The sequence below is a fragment of the Dyadobacter sp. CY347 genome (genome assembly GCF_021502655.1).
Taxonomy (GTDB): Bacteria; Bacteroidota; Bacteroidia; order Cytophagales; family Spirosomataceae; genus Dyadobacter.
The window spans coordinates 214,466-233,738 of sequence record NZ_JAKFFT010000002.1; the positions used below are offsets into that span (position 1 = coordinate 214,466).

General features: G+C 43.9%; 20 protein-coding genes. 7 read left to right on the forward strand and 13 right to left on the reverse strand.

Translation table 11 applies throughout. The annotated features are described in order from the left end of the window. The first annotated feature begins 30 nt into the window (after positions 1-30). From L0659_RS01625 to L0659_RS01635, 3 genes are read left to right on the forward strand one after another with little or no spacing between them, the layout of a single operon-like run. Positions 31-828, forward strand: coding sequence for a PASTA domain-containing protein (locus L0659_RS01625; protein ID WP_235123804.1), 798 nt, complete (start codon positions 31-33; stop codon positions 826-828). Next, positions 803-2,662, forward strand: a complete 1,860-nt coding sequence (locus L0659_RS01630; RefSeq protein ID WP_235123805.1) for a T9SS type A sorting domain-containing protein — start codon at positions 803-805, stop codon at positions 2,660-2,662. The genes L0659_RS01625 and L0659_RS01630 overlap by 26 nt, the downstream gene beginning before the upstream one ends. A 27-nt stretch (positions 2,663-2,689) precedes the next feature. After that, a complete protein-coding gene (locus L0659_RS01635; protein ID WP_235123807.1) occupies positions 2,690-2,986 on the forward strand; it encodes a rhodanese-like domain-containing protein in 297 nt (98 codons plus the stop codon). On the opposite strand, the gene miaA is transcribed toward L0659_RS01635, so the two are convergent. Beyond that, positions 2,968-3,924, reverse strand: coding sequence for a tRNA (adenosine(37)-N6)-dimethylallyltransferase MiaA (gene miaA / locus L0659_RS01640; RefSeq protein ID WP_235123808.1), 957 nt, complete (start codon positions 3,922-3,924; stop codon positions 2,968-2,970). The genes L0659_RS01635 and miaA overlap by 19 nt on opposite strands. A 253-nt stretch (positions 3,925-4,177) precedes the next feature. Here miaA and L0659_RS01645 point away from each other — a divergent pair, with 253 nt between their 5' ends. Then, on the forward strand, positions 4,178-4,807 hold the full coding sequence (locus L0659_RS01645) for a hypothetical protein (protein WP_235123809.1): 630 nt from the start codon (positions 4,178-4,180) through the stop codon (positions 4,805-4,807). A 68-nt stretch (positions 4,808-4,875) separates the two neighbouring features. Here L0659_RS01645 and gldN read toward each other — a convergent pair whose 3' ends face one another. The 8 genes from gldN to sucD form a co-directional block, all read right to left on the reverse strand. After that, on the reverse strand, positions 4,876-5,940 hold the full coding sequence (gene gldN, locus L0659_RS01650; RefSeq protein WP_235123810.1) for a gliding motility protein GldN: 1,065 nt from the start codon (positions 5,938-5,940) through the stop codon (positions 4,876-4,878). 38 nt (positions 5,941-5,978) lie between these two features. Continuing rightward, entirely contained in the window at positions 5,979-7,571 is a 1,593-nt protein-coding gene (gene gldM, locus L0659_RS01655; RefSeq protein WP_255726882.1) for a gliding motility protein GldM, read from the reverse strand. Between the two features lie 37 nt (positions 7,572-7,608). Then, positions 7,609-8,424, reverse strand: a complete 816-nt coding sequence (gene gldL / locus L0659_RS01660) for a gliding motility protein GldL (RefSeq protein WP_235123811.1) — start codon at positions 8,422-8,424, stop codon at positions 7,609-7,611. A gap of 117 nt (positions 8,425-8,541) precedes the next feature. Further along, positions 8,542-9,615 carry an SUMF1/EgtB/PvdO family nonheme iron enzyme gene (locus L0659_RS01665; RefSeq protein WP_026628456.1) on the reverse strand — a complete coding sequence of 358 codons (1,074 nt, stop codon included), beginning with the start codon at positions 9,613-9,615 and terminating at the stop codon, positions 8,542-8,544. Positions 9,616-9,972: 357 nt separating this feature from the next. After that, entirely contained in the window at positions 9,973-10,950 is a 978-nt protein-coding gene (locus L0659_RS01670; protein ID WP_235123812.1) for a type IX secretion system membrane protein PorP/SprF, read from the reverse strand. Between the two features lie 132 nt (positions 10,951-11,082). Next, entirely contained in the window at positions 11,083-11,865 is a 783-nt protein-coding gene (locus tag L0659_RS01675; RefSeq protein WP_235123814.1) for a uroporphyrinogen-III synthase, read from the reverse strand. A 43-nt stretch (positions 11,866-11,908) separates the two neighbouring features. After that, positions 11,909-13,090, reverse strand: a complete 1,182-nt coding sequence (locus L0659_RS01680) for a DUF4271 domain-containing protein (protein ID WP_235123816.1) — start codon at positions 13,088-13,090, stop codon at positions 11,909-11,911. Positions 13,091-13,150: 60 nt separating this feature from the next. Next, positions 13,151-14,029 carry a succinate--CoA ligase subunit alpha gene (sucD, locus tag L0659_RS01685; protein ID WP_026628452.1) on the reverse strand — a complete coding sequence of 293 codons (879 nt, stop codon included), beginning with the start codon at positions 14,027-14,029 and terminating at the stop codon, positions 13,151-13,153. Positions 14,030-14,132: 103 nt separating this feature from the next. Here sucD and L0659_RS01690 point away from each other — a divergent pair, with 103 nt between their 5' ends. Then, a complete protein-coding gene (locus L0659_RS01690) occupies positions 14,133-14,735 on the forward strand; it encodes a hypothetical protein (protein ID WP_235123817.1) in 603 nt (200 codons plus the stop codon). Between the two features lie 104 nt (positions 14,736-14,839). Further along, complete coding sequence (gene azu, locus L0659_RS01695) at positions 14,840-15,334, forward strand: azurin (protein WP_233797293.1); 495 nt, start codon at positions 14,840-14,842, stop codon at positions 15,332-15,334. Between the two features lie 69 nt (positions 15,335-15,403). Here the strand turns inward: azu and L0659_RS01700 are convergent, their stop codons facing one another. Further along, on the reverse strand, positions 15,404-15,949 hold the full coding sequence (locus tag L0659_RS01700) for a TlpA family protein disulfide reductase (RefSeq protein WP_235123818.1): 546 nt from the start codon (positions 15,947-15,949) through the stop codon (positions 15,404-15,406). Positions 15,950-16,143: 194 nt separating this feature from the next. Here L0659_RS01700 and L0659_RS01705 point away from each other — a divergent pair, with 194 nt between their 5' ends. Beyond that, the gene (locus L0659_RS01705; protein ID WP_235123819.1) at positions 16,144-17,487 is read left to right on the forward strand and encodes a tetratricopeptide repeat protein; all 1,344 of its coding nucleotides are present in this window, start codon (positions 16,144-16,146) and stop codon (positions 17,485-17,487) included. 76 nt (positions 17,488-17,563) lie between these two features. Here the strand turns inward: L0659_RS01705 and L0659_RS01710 are convergent, their stop codons facing one another. The 3 genes from L0659_RS01710 to L0659_RS01720 are packed head-to-tail and all read right to left on the reverse strand — an operon-like array spanning position 17,564 to position 19,211. Beyond that, on the reverse strand, positions 17,564-18,274 hold the full coding sequence (locus tag L0659_RS01710; protein ID WP_304488756.1) for a superoxide dismutase: 711 nt from the start codon (positions 18,272-18,274) through the stop codon (positions 17,564-17,566). 28 nt (positions 18,275-18,302) lie between these two features. After that, complete coding sequence (gene recR / locus L0659_RS01715) at positions 18,303-18,917, reverse strand: recombination mediator RecR (protein ID WP_235123820.1); 615 nt, start codon at positions 18,915-18,917, stop codon at positions 18,303-18,305. A gap of 18 nt (positions 18,918-18,935) precedes the next feature. Beyond that, the gene (locus L0659_RS01720; protein WP_026628445.1) at positions 18,936-19,211 is read right to left on the reverse strand and encodes an ATP-dependent Clp protease adaptor ClpS; all 276 of its coding nucleotides are present in this window, start codon (positions 19,209-19,211) and stop codon (positions 18,936-18,938) included. Between the last annotated feature and the right edge of the window lie 62 nt (positions 19,212-19,273).

Sequence of the window (19,273 nt, forward strand, 5' to 3'; positions counted from 1 at the left end):
CCGTCTATACATTTCGAGCTTTAACAATACATGGCCAAAATAAGTACTCAGTCCAGAACGGATCTTTTCATTCATATCGGAATTATAGTTTCATTGCTTTTGGTCCTTTTTCTGGGTTTTTTCTTCGTTTATCTGCCTTTTACGACCAATCATGGCGAGGCTGTAACCATCCCGGATTTGAAGAAAAAGAATGTCGCCGATCTCGAAGAATTTCTTGAAAGCCGCGACCTGCGTTATGAAGTAGATTGCACTTTTGTAGCTAATGTGCCTCCACTGACCATTATTTCACAATATCCATTGCCGGGCGCCAAAGTAAAAGAGGGCCGGAAAATATATGTGACCGTTTCATCCCGGACCGCACCATTGATCAAAATGCCGAAGCTGACGGACATGACACACCGTAGCGCGCAAATGTTGCTGAAAAGCGTTGGTCTGGAAGAAGGAAATATTTCCTATGTGCCTGATATGGCCCAGAATGCGGTTTTGAGACAAATGTATAACGGAAAGGAAATTTTACCCGGGCAGGCAATTCCGAAGGGCTCGAAAATCGATCTGGAACTGGGTGAAGGACTTGGAACAGCTCAGTTCGAAGCGCCGTCTGTTTTAGGTTTGCCATTGGATGAAGCGAAAATTGCGCTGATAGGAGCGGGGCTGAAAGTGGGCCAGCAAATGGAAATACCGGCGGAAGAAGGACAAGCAGCTGGCACGGTGGTAAGACAGAACCCCGACGCTGGAAATAATGTAAGAATAGGAGATGTAATCGATCTCTGGATCACACCACAAGCAGTTGAATCAACTGGGAATGAGAATATATTACCGGAACAGTAAAATTTATTTTTATAATAAAAAACATATAATTCTGACATTGCTGCTCGCGCTTTTTCAGTGTCAGTTGCTATATGCCCAATTAAAACTCGTCCCGATAACCGGTTCCTATGCCGAAGAGGAAATGGAAACGCCGAGCGCATTGCGGACGGAAGCAACATTGAACCTGCCGTTTTTCGATGATTTCTCAACAACAAAAACAGCAAACCCAAATACTGCAAACTGGCTTCCGGGAAGCGGGGTTTACATTAACAATACACTTTCCAATTCGCAGCCCTCGCTTAACATTGCGACTTTTGATGGGTTGAACGCATCAGGAACGCCCTATAACCTGGTCAATCCGCTCACTCAGAACTTTACGGATACATTGACTTCCCAGCCGATTAATCTTGCCGGCAGGAAGGCTGCTGATTCATTGTATATCAGTTTTCAATGGTTAGCCAAAGGTTTGGGAGAGCTGCCTGATTCAAGCGATTATTTCCAACTCGAATTTTTGAGTAAAACCAATGGCTGGGTTACCGCCTGGCGGCAGGTCGGCTATAAGCTGGATACGATTTATAAAAATCAGTTTGTGAAGATTACTGATCCTGACTATTTCCACAATGCATTCCAGTTCAGGTTTCGTGCCTATGGCCGCAATTCAGGTTATTACGACACCTGGCATTTGGATTATGTTTATTTAAACGCAAAACGTTCAGTAAGGCAGCCTTACATTTTTGATGTGGCGGTTAGGAAAGCTGTTTCGCCTTTTTTGAAAAAATATACGGCAATGCCGCTTCGTCAATATCGCGTGAATCCGCAGGTTGCGATCGCGGATTCGGTGAGAACGGACGTTGTCAACAACTTTAATAACTTCAACATTCTGACCAGCACATTCACGATCAGGGATGCAGCAAAGGGAACTGAGTTGTTTAGAAATGTCCAAAGGTCGATTTATGTAGAGTCGCTCAAATCAAAATCTTTGGCAGTGAAAACTGTTCCGCCTGCGATCAATGCTAGTCTGGATAGTTTGAAACTGATTACGAAATTCTGGGTTACCACCACTGACACCATTCCGGGAGTAAATTTGAAAACAAATGATTCCATTACTTCCCGAGTGGATTTGACCGATTATTACGCTTACGACGACGGAAGTGCAGAATACGGCGTGCAGGTAAATCAGAAACTGGGACGCGTGGCGGTGCAGTATACACTCGCAAAACCTGATACAATTGGCGGCGTAAGGCTTGCTATAGTGCAGTTCAACAAGGACGTTTCAGGCCAGGGTTTCACCATTCAGATTTTTGATAATAAGAATGGTAAGCCGGATAAGATGATCGCGCAAAGATCGGTAGGGGCACGATATCCGGCGCAGCGGAATGGATTTATCGATTACGCGTTTGCTACACCTGTCGCCGTTCCTGATACATTTTACGTGGGCTGGCTCCAATTGAACGAGCAGCCGGTTACAGTTGGGTTTGACAGGAATTCGATGTTGGGCAGAAATTCGGTTTTCTATAATCTGGGAACCGAGTGGGCCAAGGAAACTGCGTTGAGAGGCAGTATCATGATCCGGCCGTATCTGGGAAAAAAGGCTGCTGGGGTAGTGACCGGAAATGAACCAGTTGCAACAACCGAAACGCACTTTTTCCCAAACCCGAATCAAGGCGTTATCAATTGGGAGAATGCTTCGGTGAAGCGAATAGAAATTTACTCGATGCAGGGGCATTTGGTTCAAACCATTGTTCCTGAAAAAGACCAGCGCTCAGCCTCAGTTCAGCTGAATGAAGGAATTTATATCGTTAAATCCTCAGACGGGAAACGATCATTTACCCAAAAAATGTTATTTGTCCAATAACCTTATCAATCACAAAAAGAAGATATTATGGATATTACCGTGGAAGAACTGAAAGAACGTCTTGACAAAGGTGAAGACCTAAACTTTTATGATGTTCGGGAAGAGCACGAATTCGAGGAAGACAATCTGGGCGCGAAATTGATCCCGTTAGCGGAGTTACCCGATCATCTGGACGAGCTGGAATCTTTGAAAGATGAGGAAATTATCATTCATTGCCGTTCAGGAGCGAGAAGCGGAAAAGCTGCCCGATTCCTGGAATCGCAGGGTTTTTCAAATGTCAGAAACGTACTTGGTGGAATCCTGGCCTACCGCGAGCTGGAATAACTTTCTTCCTGCCCCTGATCATTATCCTGGATCCTGGCCTGAATGTAGGTCAGGATTTTTTCATATTCGTCGGCCTGAAACCATTCAAATCTTCCCTGATGTCGGAACCAGGTCAATTGCCGCTTGGCATATCGCCTTGAATTCTGTTTGAGCAGCCGGATCATTTCCTTTTCATTATAGGCATTGTCCAGATACCCGTAAACTTCCTTGTATCCGACTGTTTGCAACGCATGGTGGGATCTGTATGGCTGTAATGCTTTTGCCTCGTCAACAAGTCCATGCGCCAGCATCATGTCCATCCTATCATCAATGCGTTGATACAATTCTGCCCGATCTCTGTCCAACGCAATCAAAATTTGTTTAAACGGGCGCTTCTGTGTGTTTTTTAAATGGTATTGACTGATCGGGGAGCCTGTTGTATAAAAGACCTCTAATGCCCGCACCACGCGCTGGGGATTGTTGATTTCGGATGTGGCAGCAAAGGCAGGATCAATTGCTCGGATCTCGTCCTGTAAGACATTAAGCCCTTTTACATTCAGCTTTTCGGTTAAAGATTCCCTGAGGCCCGGCAAGGGCGCTGGTAGGTCATCCAGGCCTTCTGAAACTGCTTTTACATAAAAACCCGAACCACCGGTCATGACTACGTAATCATGCGTTTCAAAGAGCTTTTCCAGCAATTTTAAAACATCGCGTTCAAAATCTCCGGCACTGTAAATCTCTGAAATGGAATGCGAATTGATAAAATGATGTGTAACCTGCAAAAGCTCCTCACTGGTCGGTTTGGCTGTGCCAATGTTAAGCTCTCTGAAAAATTGTCGTGAGTCAGCCGATATGATTTCCGTGTTCAGCGCTTTGGCTATTTGAATGGATAACGCGGTTTTCCCGACTGCGGTAGGCCCGGCAATGATGATCAGATATTTCTGTTTGCTTTCCGACATTCAGGCGCTTTTGGTTCAATGATAGTTTGTCGCGAATTTACATATCAGCAGTTTCTGCACACCACTTTTTCTCATATTTAGGCAACAGTATCCTATTGGTTTTTTAATCTTTTGACAGCGAGGAGGATTAATAATTTTTTTTGTATAATTTATGGGAAAAACGCCCTCGTTCTCGTCAAATTGAATCGGTCAGCGTATAAGCTCTAACATTTTTTCTTTCTTATTTCAATTCACTTTCTAAACATTGCAAGTTATGTTCAAAAAATTATTACTATTTGCCTGGATCGGGTCGATGGCGTTTATGGTTGGCTGCGAAGGCGAGCAGGGTGAAGTAGGGCCAAAAGGAGATGCCGGTGTAGCGGGACCAGCCGGCCCGGCGGGACCTGCAGGACCAGCTGGTGAGGACGGAACGGGATCGGGTGGGGGAGCAATCATTCTTTCTTCCGGCGCTGTTAAAACAGACACTTCCGGTGGGTTTGTTACAGGTTTTAATGATCTGTCGCCAGCGGAAGATAGTTTGTTCCAGTCTTCGGCTATATTGGTTTATATCAAATCACAGGGTGTATACTGGCCACTGCCCGGAATAGTAGGTTTTGGCACTGGTAACAGTCAAGCGGCGAGCGAATTCACTTTTGTTCATGGTGTGCAAGACAAAACGTTTTTCGTTGAGCTGTTTCAGCGCGGTTGGTCTGAGGAAGGTGTTAAAACTGCGCCTGACAGGTCTTTTGAGGATGTGCGTGTTGTAATCATACCTGCAATCACAGCAGGCAGAATGGATGCAGAGATTCTTAAAAGTTATGAGAGAACAATTGCTGCATTGGGGCTTACGGAAGACAAAACCAGATTATCGAAAACATTGAAATTCAAGTTTCCGAAGAAATAAGAAAAGTCAAGTAACAAAAAAAGGTTATCCACACTGGATAACCTTTTTTTGTTACTTGACTTATGAGATTAATATTCCCAAAGTCCGTGTTCCAATTCCATTAATTCCTGCTCGTAATTCAAAGACTTGATAAGGGCTTCTTTTTCACCGTTATAAATGTCTAAGAATGCTCTGTCATTCGCATTGGAATATTTGGTGATACGGCCGTAGAACAAGCGCAAATCAAACGCATCAGCAAGATTCTTGTTCTGGGCAGTGTTATGCGTGTTATACCAGATATATTTCTTAGGATCACTTCTGAACAACCTTTCCACATCTTTGTAGCGGAACGATGCAACTGGCAATTCAAGACCCGTTGCTGTTTGCTCAGAGGGAAGAATGATTGACAATGTCTGAATGTCATTATACAACCGTGATCTTTTCTTGTCGAACGTCCAATCTTCTTTCACTTCAAGAATGCTCAACTGTTCCGGGAAATACTCTTCCTCGGTTGCGGCAAGCTGCGTTTGAAATGTTGTGTCAACCTTTGGCTGTTCTACAACAGGCGGCTCTTCCTTGGCTACCTCTTTCTTAGCATTTTTCTTAGAAGACTTCTTTTTAGGAGGACCCCATCCGTCATCTTCCGCTGCTGCTTCCGGTTTTGTTTCTGTTTTCTTATTACCCCAGCCATCGTCAGCGGTTACAGCCTGTTTTGCCGGATCAGGCTTCGCAGTTGTTCCCCAACCATCATCAGCCTTCGCAGGTGCGCCAAATCCAGCAGCAAGCTCTTCTTCCGAAAGTCCGGCAGTTTGGTTTGGAATTAATATACGCTTATGTAATTCATCAGCAGTAATTTTTGTAGCGCATGAATCATTGGTATAAGCATCAATCAAACCTGCTTTTGCAGCTTCAAGCAAGTAACGTGTGATCTCGTTATTTTTTGAGAACATCGAAACGTTCTGTTTTTCTTTAAGATCGACCCTTCTCCAAAGCGTTCTTTTCATCAAAACATCACCATCGGAAATGGGGCGTGATGAAAACTGGTTTGCCGTGGAATCTTCTTTTTCCTGAGCGAAGGCTGCGCCCGTACCCAGAGACAAAGAAAGTAATGACCATGCAATCGTTTTTCCGTTCATTCTTCTCATAACATACATAAGGTTGTATTGTCCAATCAACGATTAAAATTGACGAATTAGTATAACGTTACCTGACGGGTTTGGTTACCCATTTCAACTTCACTGATCACACCTTTAAAATTCTGGCGTTCAACCTTTAAAATTGAAATTACATAACGGTCATTAGGTTGTGCCTGCTGTGCCAGTGAGGAGATTGAACCGCCACCACTGTTAAGCGTCACACCAGCAATGCGTCGGTTTCCGCGGGCCAGGGAAATCTCAATTTGAGAAACTCTGAACCTGGCGTCCTCAGGTGAGAAGTTCTTGAAACTCTCATCAGGAACTGCCACAACCTGAATACTCCGTGCGCCGGAAGCAGGTGCTCCTTTGCGTTCATCGAATACTGCGCCATTCACACGAACTTCGATAGAAGGTTTCGGAACGCGGTTAACTCTGAATGGCTCTGAACCCAGCACATTGCCACCATTGCTTACTGTAATATTCAACTGCGCTTTGCTTGGCACGATCGTAAACTTACCTTTCTGCCCGCTATTAATGATCTCACCGCCATCGGTTGAGAAGCTAGGTGCCCAAAGCGCACCTAATGCAGGACTTTGAATGCTTAATTTATTTGCGCAACCCAAATACAATGGAGGAAGTGTTCCTGTTTCAATCTGATAGGATGGCTTCACTACAAAGTATTCCTGGTTCATTGTATAAGTCGTGTCCCTTCCGGAAGCAGTAGGGATAGTGATGCGCGCTTGGAGTTCCTTGCGGGCAATACCCTCAGCATTGTATCCACCGCCTTGTGCTGTAAACTCGATCATACCCACGCCATTTTCAACCTTTACAGGTGAGCCATTCAAGCTCATGCGAGGTGTAATTCCCGAAGCCGAAGCTGCGATGAACATTTGACCTTTGAATTTTGTGCCGGCAACAACCGTTTTCGCATCAGCGCTAACCATTGCAAGGACACGGTCAAATTTAACGTCTGCTGCACCTACTTTGCTCGCCAGGTAATTCAAAACTTCACCTTCCATACGGCGAATGTCTGTTTGCTTCTGGCTCAAAACTGCCAATGCAGCTGCAACAGGAGTAGATTCGAAATTCAGCTCAGCAAAATCCTTATTGCGTTGGTCTTTGTTTCCCTTAACGCCAGGATCTTCTCTGCCGTCCATAGCAAGCATCTGAAACTTGTTTGGAGACAATTGATTAAGCTGTGCAGTGTAAGCATTAAGGGTTTGCTTCAAGCCATACGCTTTCCCTCTTTTACCTTGTGCAATCATCAATTCAGCAACTTTGGCTTCTTCCTGAGGATTTTTGATTCCACCTTCCTCATTAAACCCACCGCCAGCTTTGTTAATGATCTCTTGCTTTAACGCATTGATTTCGTTGGTAATATCAGCTGTAAACTTGCGAACTTCCTCAGCTTGCTTGATTACCGCAACATCAGCCGACCGGTTTCCCGCTTTCTCAACGGCTGCTTTAATCTTAAGAACAGTTTCCTGGTTTATTTTATTAGCTGCTCCGGAGGATAGTTCCAAAGAATTGTTCAGAAGAATGAATTTTTCTATGATGGCTGAGCTCACCTGCAATGCGAGCATTGCAGTAAGTACCAGGTACATCATGCCAATCATCTTTTGACGGGGTGTTTCTTTTCCACCTGCCATATATTCAGTAATCAGTTATCAGTGATTGAATAATTTATTATGCATTGCTGCCGCGCATAGCAGTCAGCATATTGCCGTAAATGCCATTCAGAGACGAAATGTTAGTCGTCAGTTTAGACATTTCATTTTTAAACACTTGTGATTCTTTGGTAGCGTCAGCCATGTTTTCCATAGCAGCAGTAAGGTTACCGTAGAATGCGTTCATTGCCTTCAAGTGCTTTGTTGTATCCTGCAATTCAAGCTCATAAACGGCATTTAATGCGCCCATGTTCTTGGTGATTTGCTGGAACTGCTCACGGTATGATTGTGCATCTTTGGTAGCGTCAGCCATGGAAGTCATTGCGCTGATGGCAACACCATAAGATTTATTCATATCATTGATCGCTGTTGACGCACTTTTCACATTTCTTGCGTAATCATTTGTAGCAACAGTTGCGTCGGTAAGATCTGTGATTTTGCCAACGGTTTCAGACAGGTTTCTGAAACCTTTTCCAAGGCTGTCGAAAACCTCAGGTCCAAGCTTAGCATTGTCAAGCATGTTGTCCAACTTAGCAGTAACGCCACTTGAAGATGTTGATCCGCGAGTAATTGAAGGACCATTATAGTCATCAGCAAGCTCAGGGTAAACACGAGTCCAATCCGGATCGCGGTCAGAAGATTGTGTTAGTGTTTGAAGTGCATAAAGTAAGAAGATAAGAACCTCAGTTCCCAAACCGGCAGTAAGTAAAGGGCCGCCGAAGTCCCAGTGTTGAATTTTTGCTAACGCTCCCAAAATAACAACGGCAGCACCTGCGCTATATATTGTTGGTACCAGTTTATCCCAAAAAAAATTAGGTCCGCTATTCTTAGCCATACTTATTGAAATCAGTTACAGTGAAAAAATTAGATATTGATAAAGAAAAGTGTTTTGAAAAGGTCGTAAAAAAGAAGCAGTGTTTGAAACGCTGCTTCTTTTCTGAAGAAATTCTATCTAGCGACGGCGTGCACGCGCACCTCCACGATCATTAACATTGTCCATGACGCAACGGAAGCCGATGAAAGCACGACGCTCTGTTTCGTATTCGAAAGTTCTCGTGCCGGTCTGTAAGTAGTAAGCGATGTCTTTCCATGAACCACCTTTCACCACTTTACGTGGTTCGTCAGGATTGTCATATCTTGGGTTCATATCCCAAACAATTGCAGTTGCATTGTCAGTGTAAGCGTCCGAAGTCCATTCTGCCACGTTTCCAGCCATGTTGTAAAGACCGAAATCATTTGGATTGTATGCATTGGCAGGACCTGTGTAAGGATAGCCATCCGCATCATAATTTCCGCGTTGAGGCTTAAAGTTCGCCAGGAAGCAACCTTTTGCGTTCATCGTGTAAGGATTGCCCCAAGGATATTTCGCTACTGCACGTCCGCCTCTTGCTGCCCATTCCCATTCTGCTTCTGTCGGAAGACGGAAACCTGTCGAATTGAATTGTCCTTCTTTGTTTTGGAAGTCATGCAAAAGGTTAGTACGCCATTTTGAGAAATACTGAGCTCCCTGCCAGCTAACACCTACAACCGGGTAAGTATCAAATCCTGGGTGCTGATAGTAATATTCAACAAACGGGTCACCATTAGAATATGCAAAGTCTTTTTTCCAGGCTGTTGTATCAGGATAGTATTTGGACATAATTTCTTCTTCTCCCAAAACTGAAACTGAGTCAACCAGCAAGGCATTTACAAACTGGCGATATTCATTGTTTGTGATCTCCGTATCATCCATAAAGAATGAGCTGATCGTCACGCGCCGGTTCATGTTGTTCATGGAAGAAGCTATATCTTCATCGGCCTGTCCCATTACAAAGGAACCTGATGGGATCACCACCATACCGGCCGGAGTTGTCTGCTTGTAACCTTTACGGGCTGTCGCTGTAATTTCCCCGTTTTGAATCCCGCTTTCTTCTTGTCCTCCCTTGCCAAACTTACTCTTAATAAACCCGCAACTTTGCATCAGCATAAGAGCGGCTACCAAAAGCAGGCTTTTGACTCCATCCCGATAGAACACTTTCACATTCATAGTGTTTTTGTAAAATTTGAATAATAAAATGTTAGCCTAAAAACGTCGACTGGTGATATATAGTATACTTGAAATAAAAACAAAAGTAACAATCTCACGCTCAGTAAAATCTGGGAGAAATCATATTGCGGAGCTCCCGAATCCCTCACAAAGCCTGCATTTATCGAGTTAACGTAAGAATAAGATAAATGGTATAAGGCAAGATTATTTTACAAATATAAATTAAAGTTTCGCAAACTGATCAATTACAATTACCCGCCGGCCTATAAAAACGGTTTAATAATTGCCAAAATTCATGCACTTTTAATAATTTCCGGATTCCATAGTACTATATACGGAGCTCGGTAAGTGGTTGTATCAGAATCTGAAACGTGGCGTCCGGATGATTGTTTTCTTGCCAAACTTTGGCGACGGCAATGCATACGATAACATTACTTCGAATGACGACGGTGCTTTTGCATCATTCCCTCCCAATACAAGATCATACGCGCCGGATAACCTCAGAGATTGATCGGGTAGTAAATAAATTCCGCCCATCAAGATAAAGTAAGTGTCCTGCTGCCTGTAAGTTCCACCAATCCAATAGCGCTTATTATAAGTAACAGTTGCGCCGCCTTCTGCGGAAAACGTGCTGATATCAGATTTTAACAGCACAATAGGTTGAATGTCAAGAAGGTAACCTAATTCAATGTTCAAACCTGCATTAAAATATAATGTTTTCGGCAAAGGGTTGGTGGCCGTTTCCGAGCCCAATTGGTATTTTGGTTCAAGCAGGTGATTTAAAGAAACGCCCGCGTAAAATGTTTCATTCTCAAAACGCGCTCCAACAGAAAAATCTGGATTGATTTCTGAAATGTTCCCGGTCGGGATCAACGGATCGTCCAGATCCTGATATCTTAACTTGCTGTAATCAATTGATTGCCTGAACAACCCTGCACTTGCCCCAACCTGAAAATTACCTCCGAATGCCGGGATCCTGTATGCTGCTGACAACTTAAAATCCTGATCCGTGCGCGGGCCACTGCGGTCATTCAATGCGTAAAAGCCTATCCCGAAATTTTTGATCGGCATGCTGAACGAAAAAAGCTGCGTAGACAATGCGCCGCCTTCATCCGTAACATTGGTCCCCTGATAACCTGCATACTGTGTTCTATGCGTGAGCTGAAACTTCGTAAGTCCGTCTGCACCCGCAGCTGCGGGATTGAGATAAAGCTGATTAAGAGAAAATAAGCTGAATTGTGCGTCTTTTTGAGCCATCGCACCGGTGGTGGTCAGGAGTATAATTGCAAGCAGCCGGTTATATTTAATACTTCGAATAATAAAAGTCAAAGTCATGCCTGTGGGTTTGGTTAAGGAACACGCTGGGAGTTTTCGGATTTTATTTATAACGCATATTGCTTAAAAAAATTGATAAAATAACAAAAAAGCCCCGGAAATTTTCCGGGGCTTTTTTGGACGAAAATCGGTCTAAACATTGTTCGCTTGTCTGATATATAGGTCAAGCGCGCCGGTCATGGACGGGGCATTCGGCAATGGTGCCTGAATGTCCAGGAAAAGTCCTGCATCGGTAACCGCTTTCGCCGTTGTAGGCCCGAAAGCCGCAATGCGTGTTGAGTTTTGCTTAAAATCAGGGAAATTGTCGAATAATGATTTTATCCCTGACGGACTGAAAAATGCAATGATATCGTAGTAAACATCTTCAAGATCAGACAAATCGGCTGATCCCGTCTGATACATGGTGGCTTCTACAAAGTGGAATTCTTCTGTGTCGGCAAACTCCGGAATATCGTTTTTGCGAACATCTGAGCAAGGATATAAGAATTTCTCCTTCTTGTGTTTCCGCATCAGCTCGATCAGTTCGGCAGCTGTTTTGGTGCCTGTAAAGATCTTGCGCTTGCGGATGACAATGTATTTCTGAAGATAATTGGCAGTCTGTTCCGAAATGCAGAAATACTTCATCGTCGCCGGCACTTCAACCCTTCCCTCGTTACAAATCCGGAAGAAATGGTCAATGGCGTTACGGCTTGTGAAAATGACCGCAGTATGGTCAAGAATGTTGATTTTTTGTTTACGAAAGTCTTTGTAAGAAACTCCGTCAATTTGTATAAATGGCCTGAAATCTACTTTGATATTATACTTTTTGGCCAATTCATAATAAGGTGAATTCTCGTCGGCTGGTCTGGATTGACTGACTAAAAGACTGGTTACTTTTTTAAGCCGCTCCTGATCAAAATTGATGGTATCACTCATGTATAAATCCTCATTAGTTTAAGTTCCGTTTCACTCTCTGCAATTACAAAGCAAACTTTATGCCGACAATGAGCGGGATTATTTCAATGACGCAAAGGTACGAAAATAAATACAGATTAATCAACGAGCCCGGCGGCTTGGTGACAATGTACAAAGCCAGGAATCGCGCCGAATAGAATAGCAAAAATGGAGCCAGAACATACATTCGCATCTCATTGAGCCAGTTTATGTGGTTGAAACTGAGCATGAAAACGAAGAGAAACAACGCTGCATAAAAAAGGTAAGAGGATTGCACTATTTTAAGAAAGATAATGTCGACCTGCTTGTCCAGATTCAGCATATTTCCGGCCATTACCATGCAGATGTACTTGGCATAAGTAAGAAGAAAAAAGATGGAGGAAAGGATAAAGAAGTCGCCCAGTATTTGGAGCGTATTTGACTTTTCTGATAATATCGTGCTGACAGAAAATACATTAAGCTTATTCGCCGAAAAGAAAACGACAATAAAGCTCATCAGCATAGATGTGATGATGACGAAGAAAACAGCGGTGTTGCTATAAGGCTTGTTAATCTTGGAAAGCTGATCCCTCGGGTCGTTGTTGAAGAACTCAATAGGATTTATCAAACGTATAAATGACAGCGGATTAGCATTGAAAATCCATACGCTGAGCATCAGAATCAGAATGAGAGAAAGTGCTGCAAAGTTACCGAACGGCGTAAATGTGATGGGTTTAATGTTGATAAAATTCCGTCCGGCCTGCTCAATCGTCGTGGGGTCATTCAATTTCTTTTTATTGCAAAGCAGCACAGATTTGTCACCGATCCCCGCGCTGCCGTAGATAGTGAGCAGCAATTCGTCCTTTTTGTAGATCTTATACAGACTGTCAATGTTCAGTTCCTGCCACTGATCTTTGTCAATTTTGTTTTGAAGAGACCCTTCCAGAAACAGGTAACCCTCGGTTTCAGCCTTCAAAAGCAGGACATAGCGACGGTTTTTGACCAGGTCAATGTACAAGCTCACATAACGTGCGCCTTCATTTACGCCTTGTGAAAAATGGACGTAGTTTTTGTATTGGGGATTGTAAACGAGCCAGTCGTTCTGGTAATCATAAACCGGGAAATACTGTTCGGGGGGATTGACTTTGGCCGCACCGGAAGCGAATGTTCCGGAAACGGAAAAAGCTATGAGAAAAGCCCAAAAAAGCGTAAAAGAAATGGACTTCATTGGTATAAAAAAGGGCGGGGTTTCCCCAGCCCTCTTATCAAGTTATATGTAAGCAGATTACTATTTTCTTCCAAGAGCGATCAGCATTGTTTCGCCGATCAATGCAGGTGACTCAGCCACAAATATGCCCGACTCTTTCATGATCCTGATCTTAGCCTCAGCCGTATCATCAGCACCACCGATGATCGCACCAGCATGGCCCATTCTGCGTCCCTTTGGAGCAGTTTGTCCGGCGATGAAACCAACAACAGGTTTTTTGTTACCCGTTGATTTAATGTAGTTGGCCGCATCCGCTTCCATGCTTCCACCAATTTCACCGATCATCACAATCGCTTCTGTTTCAGGATCGTTCATCAAAAGTTCAACTGCTTCTTTGGTCGTAGTTCCGATAATCGGGTCACCACCAATCCCTATCGCGGTTGTTTGTCCAAGTCCCGCGCGCGTCAACTGATCCACCGCTTCGTAAGTAAGCGTTCCCGATTTTGAAACGATTCCGATCGTTCCTTTTTTGAAAATAAAGCCTGGCATAATGCCCACTTTACATTCTTCTGCGGTGATAACACCCGGGCAGTTAGGTCCGATCAGGCGGCAATTTTTGTTTTTGATATATTCTTTTGCCTGCATCATGTCCTTGGTAGGGATACCTTCGGTGATACAAACAATAACGCCAATTCCAGCATCAGCAGCTTCCATTATAGCATCAGCAGCAAAAGCCGGGGGAACGAAAATGATAGATACGTCTGCACCCGTAGCACGAACTGCCTGGTCAACGGTGTTGAAAACAGGTCTTTCCAAGTGAGAAAGGCCGCCTTTGCCCGGAGTTACGCCACCTACGACATTAGTACCGTATTCGATCATTTGCTGGGCATGAAAAGAGCCCTCCGATCCGGTAAATCCCTGAACTATAATCTTAGAATTTTTATTAACTAAAACGCTCATGTTGGTAAATCAGTTTTTTTGGTAAAAGTAGAACGAAAAGCACGAAGTAGCAAAATGTAGCCAGAATTTGTAAATTGCTTTTCTGACAATATTAAGCAGGTTTATGCAGATACTCAGTAGCCCACATATATTTTCTAACTTAGTTTTAAGTTTTACCAGCATATTTATTTTCTCGCGGTATTTCCGGACACAGCCGTTTATAAGCAAGTGGCTCTGGGGCATATTTTTGTTCTTCATCGCGCTCGTTGCCCTCACGGACCTGCTTGTGTATGCGGGCGTGGAGAGCTTTGAAAACCTGCACGAGATCATCATCGCTGGTGAAATGACATTAGGGGCATTCTGCCTCGTTTCGGCATCCTGGTGCCTCATTATGCGCTATCAGCCCGGGACTTACTTCTTTGCGTCCACCATTGGGCTGGGGTTGTTGCTCATGTACTGCATTACATGGTTCGGGGTTGAGTATGTAGGACTTATCATTAAATCGCTCGCCATACTGATCACATTGCTCATTTCTTGTGTAGGACTTGCGAGCCGTCAGAAAAGCGCATTATGGGTTATATTTTCGATGATGCTGCTGGCATTATCTACGAAATCCGGCAAGCTTCCTATTCCCATGGACCCGGTGGACATTAACCATTATATGATGGTTCTGGCCGTGATTTGTGTGGGGAGAGCGGCGCGCGATCAATATAAAATCCTGTTTTAACATCTATTTAACAAACAAATGTTAATGGATTGTTTTTTTTAAATACCGCGTCGTAAATTGCACCAGTTAATTATCAAATAATCAAGTTTACTAATACTCTTAATATGAAAACGACGAAGTATGGCGTAATGCTTCTTGCCTCAGTTTTGGCTTTCGGAGCTGTTACAATGAACACTGCTGAGGCTAAATTGCCAGCCAAAGCTGTTGTTAGCGATGTGAAACAAGCTAAAACCATCGTTATAAAAGGAAGTGACGCAATGCAGTTTGACCTTAAAGAAATCAAAGTTAAGGCCGGACAAAAAGTGAAACTTACTTTGACGCACTCAGGTAAACTTGCAAAAGCTGCAATGGGACACAACTGGGTTTTGTTGAAGCCAGGAACTGACGTTGCTGCATTCGGTTCAAAAGCTGCTGCTGCAAGAGAGACGGAATACATTCCTGCATCAGAAAAAGCAAGCATTCTTGCGCATACCAAACTTGTTGGCGGCGGCGAAAGCGATACAGTTGAGTTTACTGCACCTGCAAAAGGAACATATACTTACATCTGCTCTTTCCCAGGTCACTATGCTTTGATGAAAGGAACATTCATCGTTGAATAAGTAGTTGATACAATATAAAAAAAGGCGCTGGTCATCATGATCAGCGCCTTTTTTTATGCCTTTTTAAATCTAAATTTCAGCCAGCTGCTTGTCGATCAGGTCGGTGATTTCGGGCCTGTCCCATTGTGAAGCGCCTACTTCTTCAACCAATATTTTGCCTTTATAAATGATGTAAGTCCGGGGGATAGCATTGCCGTCCAATGCAGGGGGATATGCGCCTGCAAATTGGTAAAAGGGCAGATTATAACCCTTGCGTGCGATGAATGGATTCACTGTTTCCGCATCTTCGTCAGAGATGATGTAGAATGCAACTTTCTCATGTGCCTTATATTTATCGTACAGTTTTTGGATGCCCGGCATTTCCATATTGCAGGGACCGCACCAGGTTGCCCATACATTCACAAACACCAGCTTCTCTTCATCCATAGCCACCGGTTTGCCTTCCAGATCCCGTAGTTCAGACAAGTATACCGAGGATGCTTCGGCTTCTGCGGGATCAGCGCTTTGTATGTTAGCTTCCTTATTATCAATGGTTTTTACAAATGAATAATAAACAGCGGCTGCTGCTACGATGAGCAAAACGATGAGAAAAAATTTCCTTGAATTGGCTGTCATAATGGTGTAGAATAAATAAAAAAAGAGTTTCCACAGCTGGAATTGATCCGGTAAAAGTAACCATATTCTCATTAACCCGCCTCAAAAACTGCGTTCGAAAAATAGGGCATTTGTTTTTTTGATGCGGACGGGTAATTTGAATACTTTTATAGGATAATAAAAACATATCTGATTTGAGGAAACGGTTTACATTCATGAAAGTTTTATTTTTTAGTCTGATTACCCTCTTTGCAATCCTTTTACCTGACTCCACTTTTGCTCAACGATCGGCTGCGGAATTTTTTGAAGAAGGCAATACAAGAGCCGGGACCGGCGATTTCAATGGCGCAATGCAAGCCTATTCCACGGTGATCTCCATGAGTCCCGAGCATGCGCCGAGCTACTTTAACCGTGGACTGGCGAAAGCAAATCTGAAAGATTACCGCGGGGCCATCCTGGACTACAACCGCGCCATCGAGCTTAATCCCAAGGAAGCACTTTACTACCAGAGCCGGGGCGTAAGTAAAAGCTTGCAGGACGATTTTTCGTCGGCCATTGAAGATTATTCCAAAGCATTGGAACTGAATGCCGAAGATCCGAAGATCTACTACAACAGAGGCGTAAGCTATGCCAAATTGAAAAAGCACCGTAGCGCACTCACCGACCTCGACCGCGCATTATCGCTTAATCCGGATGAACTTGCAGCATTGTATGCGCGGGGAAATTGCAAGCAGGATTTACAGGAATATGCGGGCAGTTTAGCTGATTTTACGAGAGTTATTGAATTGAGCCCAAAAAGGACGGGCGCTTATGCAGGCCGTGGGTTAGCCAAAATTGAATTAGGAGATTTTCAAGGCGCAGCAGCAGACTTTACCCGGGCGATTGAACTGAGCCCTAATGAGAGTGAGTTTTACGAGAAAAGGGGTTTCGCTAAAAATAAAATTGAAGACTATCAGGGCGCAATCATTGATTTTGATAAAACCATTCAATTAAATCCTGAGAACTATCACGCATTTTACGGAAGAGGTTATGCCAAGGGTAAATTGAACGATACGCGCGGCGCGATCTCAGACCTCTCTACGTCGATTGATTTGAAGAACACCTTTATCGGTGATCCTAAAAAAATAAATTATGCCGGAAAAATCAACCGTGAAACGCTTGATGGATTGAGAGATCAGGTTCAGCAGAACATGAAGATTGAACATTTGAGCGATGACAGGGCTGAGGCTTACTTTGTAAGAGGAATAAGCAAGGCAAAAGTGGGCGAAATAAAAGGGGCTATCCAGGATCTGACCATGGCGGTTGAGCTGAATCCTACCTATACAACAGCATTCTTTTCGCGTGCAATGATCCGGTCCGCAGCGGGTGATCAGATGGGGGCAGTGATGGATTTTTCAAGCTCAATCAAACTGCGTTCAGATTACCCGGAAGCGTATTATTTGAGAGGGATTCTGAAAAACAGCCTTGGAGAAATTAATGATGGCTGTCTGGACTTGAGTAGGGCAGGAGAGCTGGGTTACCAGCAGGCCTATAAAGTGATCAGCAGTTACTGCAACTAGAAGTCACAGCTATTAAAAGACAACGGGTTACCGATCATAGATCAGTAACCCGTTGTTATATCTTAATCTTCTGAAATTAAGCCTTTTTCATTTTCTCGGCAACCTTATCCCAGTTTACCACATCCCAGAATGCTTTAATGTAATCCGGGCGTTTGTTTTGGTAATGCAGGTAATAAGCATGTTCCCAAACGTCCAGGCCCAAGATCGGTGTTCCTTTGAAATCAGACACATCCATTAATGGATTATCCTGGTTTGGCGTGGAGCCGATCGCGAGTTTGCCATCTTTCACAACCAACCAGGCCCATCCGGAACCAAAACGCGTTGTTGCTGCCTTTGCAAATTCCTCTTTGAATTTATCCATTGAACCAAACTGACCATTGATTGCATCCACAACTGGTCCAGCGGGCGCAGCAGCCTTTTTTGGCCCCATTACTTCCCAGAAGAATGTATGGTTCCAGTGACCTCCGCCATTGTTGCGAATCGCGGCTGGCGCTTTTCCGATAGATTTAATGATATCATCCAGGGATTTTTTTTCGTATTCCGTTCCTTTTACAGCGTCGTTCAGGTTTTTCACATAGGTCGCATGGTGTTTGCCATAATGGATCTCCATGGTTTGCTTATCAATACTCGGTTCCAACGCACCAAAATCGTAAGGAAGCGGAGCTTGTTTGAATGGTGCCATTTCAGCTTGCAGGCCTTCTCCTGAATTTGCAAATGCCTGGCTGGACAATGCGCTCATGGCCAACGAACTGCCTGCTAATGTTTTTAGGAAGTCGGTTCTATTCATAACAGTCTTTTGGTAAAGTGTTTAGTTCTTAATCGTAGGCCACCCGGCTTACGATACTGCGCCCGAGGGTGATTTCATCCGCATATTCGAGGTCGCCACCAATTGGGATGCCACGGGCAATCGTACTCATTTTCACACCGGTCGATTTCAGTTTTTTCTGCAAATAAAAAGCGGTTGTATCGCCTTCCATTGTTGGACTTAATGCGAGGATGATCTCCTTCACAGGTTCCGAATCGTCCGGGTGTTCTATCCTTTTTAGTAAAGAATCAATTTGCAGGTCCGAAGGCCCAATGCCTTCAAGCGGAGAAATAATCCCTCCCAAAACATGATAAAGGCCTTTATATTGATTGGTTGACTCGATAGCCAGCACATCACGCGTATCCACAACCACGCAAATGATCGAATGATCCCGCCTTGGGCTGCTGCAAATGTTGCATAACCGGTCGTCCGCAATGTTGTGGCACTTTTCGCAATACGAAGTTTTGGTACGCATATTGATCAGCGCCTCTGAAAGGGACCGGGTCTGTTCCTCCTCTCTCTTAAGCAAATGTAATGCCAGACGCAGCGCTGTTTTTTTTCCTATTCCCGGCAAACGGGAGATTTCACTTACGGCTTCCTCAATAAGACGTGAGGGGTAATTCATGTGAAAAGTTGAGTGAGACTAGTGGATTTCTGCGGAGATTCCGCGGCGGCAGATTTCATTGCGCATGCCTGTCAGTTCTTCAAAAGCGCCCTCTTTAACCGAGCATTTGCCTTTGTAATGAATGATCAGCGTGCATTGTTCGGCTTGTTCATTGGTATGGCCACAAACCTCTATCAAAGTATCTATGACCCAATCAAAAGTATTTACATCATCGTTGTAGATAACCAGTTTCTGAACATCGGTTTCTACAGTTTTATCCAGAATTTCTACCTCAGTGTCTGTAAGCGCTTGCATAACAACCAAATTTCTGTTTGATTAGCAAATCTAAACAAAAACGCAGATTATCGGAAGTTTTA

Coding starts and splice junctions, on each gene's coding strand:
- L0659_RS01665 (WP_026628456.1), bottom strand. CDS start 9,615: ATGAATGTGAAAGTGTTCTATCGGGATGGAGTCAAAAGCCTGCTTTTG.
- sucD (WP_026628452.1), bottom strand. CDS start 14,029: ATGAGCGTTTTAGTTAATAAAAATTCTAAGATTATAGTTCAGGGATTT.
- L0659_RS01700 (WP_235123818.1), bottom strand. CDS start 15,949: ATGACAGCCAATTCAAGGAAATTTTTTCTCATCGTTTTGCTCATCGTA.
- L0659_RS01670 (WP_235123812.1), bottom strand. CDS start 10,950: ATGACTTTGACTTTTATTATTCGAAGTATTAAATATAACCGGCTGCTT.
- L0659_RS01635 (WP_235123807.1), top strand. CDS start 2,690: ATGGATATTACCGTGGAAGAACTGAAAGAACGTCTTGACAAAGGTGAA.
- recR (WP_235123820.1), bottom strand. CDS start 18,917: ATGAATTACCCCTCACGTCTTATTGAGGAAGCCGTAAGTGAAATCTCC.
- L0659_RS01675 (WP_235123814.1), bottom strand. CDS start 11,865: ATGAGTGATACCATCAATTTTGATCAGGAGCGGCTTAAAAAAGTAACC.
- gldM (WP_255726882.1), bottom strand. CDS start 7,571: ATGGCAGGTGGAAAAGAAACACCCCGTCAAAAGATGATTGGCATGATG.
- L0659_RS01710 (WP_304488756.1), bottom strand. CDS start 18,274: ATGAATAGAACCGACTTCCTAAAAACATTAGCAGGCAGTTCGTTGGCC.
- L0659_RS01625 (WP_235123804.1), top strand. CDS start 31: ATGGCCAAAATAAGTACTCAGTCCAGAACGGATCTTTTCATTCATATC.
- gldL (WP_235123811.1), bottom strand. CDS start 8,424: ATGGCTAAGAATAGCGGACCTAATTTTTTTTGGGATAAACTGGTACCA.
- L0659_RS01630 (WP_235123805.1), top strand. CDS start 803: ATGAGAATATATTACCGGAACAGTAAAATTTATTTTTATAATAAAAAA.
- L0659_RS01705 (WP_235123819.1), top strand. CDS start 16,144: ATGAAAGTTTTATTTTTTAGTCTGATTACCCTCTTTGCAATCCTTTTA.
- miaA (WP_235123808.1), bottom strand. CDS start 3,924: ATGTCGGAAAGCAAACAGAAATATCTGATCATCATTGCCGGGCCTACC.
- L0659_RS01690 (WP_235123817.1), top strand. CDS start 14,133: ATGCAGATACTCAGTAGCCCACATATATTTTCTAACTTAGTTTTAAGT.
- gldN (WP_235123810.1), bottom strand. CDS start 5,940: ATGTATGTTATGAGAAGAATGAACGGAAAAACGATTGCATGGTCATTA.
- L0659_RS01645 (WP_235123809.1), top strand. CDS start 4,178: ATGTTCAAAAAATTATTACTATTTGCCTGGATCGGGTCGATGGCGTTT.
- L0659_RS01680 (WP_235123816.1), bottom strand. CDS start 13,090: ATGAAGTCCATTTCTTTTACGCTTTTTTGGGCTTTTCTCATAGCTTTT.
- azu (WP_233797293.1), top strand. CDS start 14,840: ATGAAAACGACGAAGTATGGCGTAATGCTTCTTGCCTCAGTTTTGGCT.
- L0659_RS01720 (WP_026628445.1), bottom strand. CDS start 19,211: ATGCAAGCGCTTACAGACACTGAGGTAGAAATTCTGGATAAAACTGTA.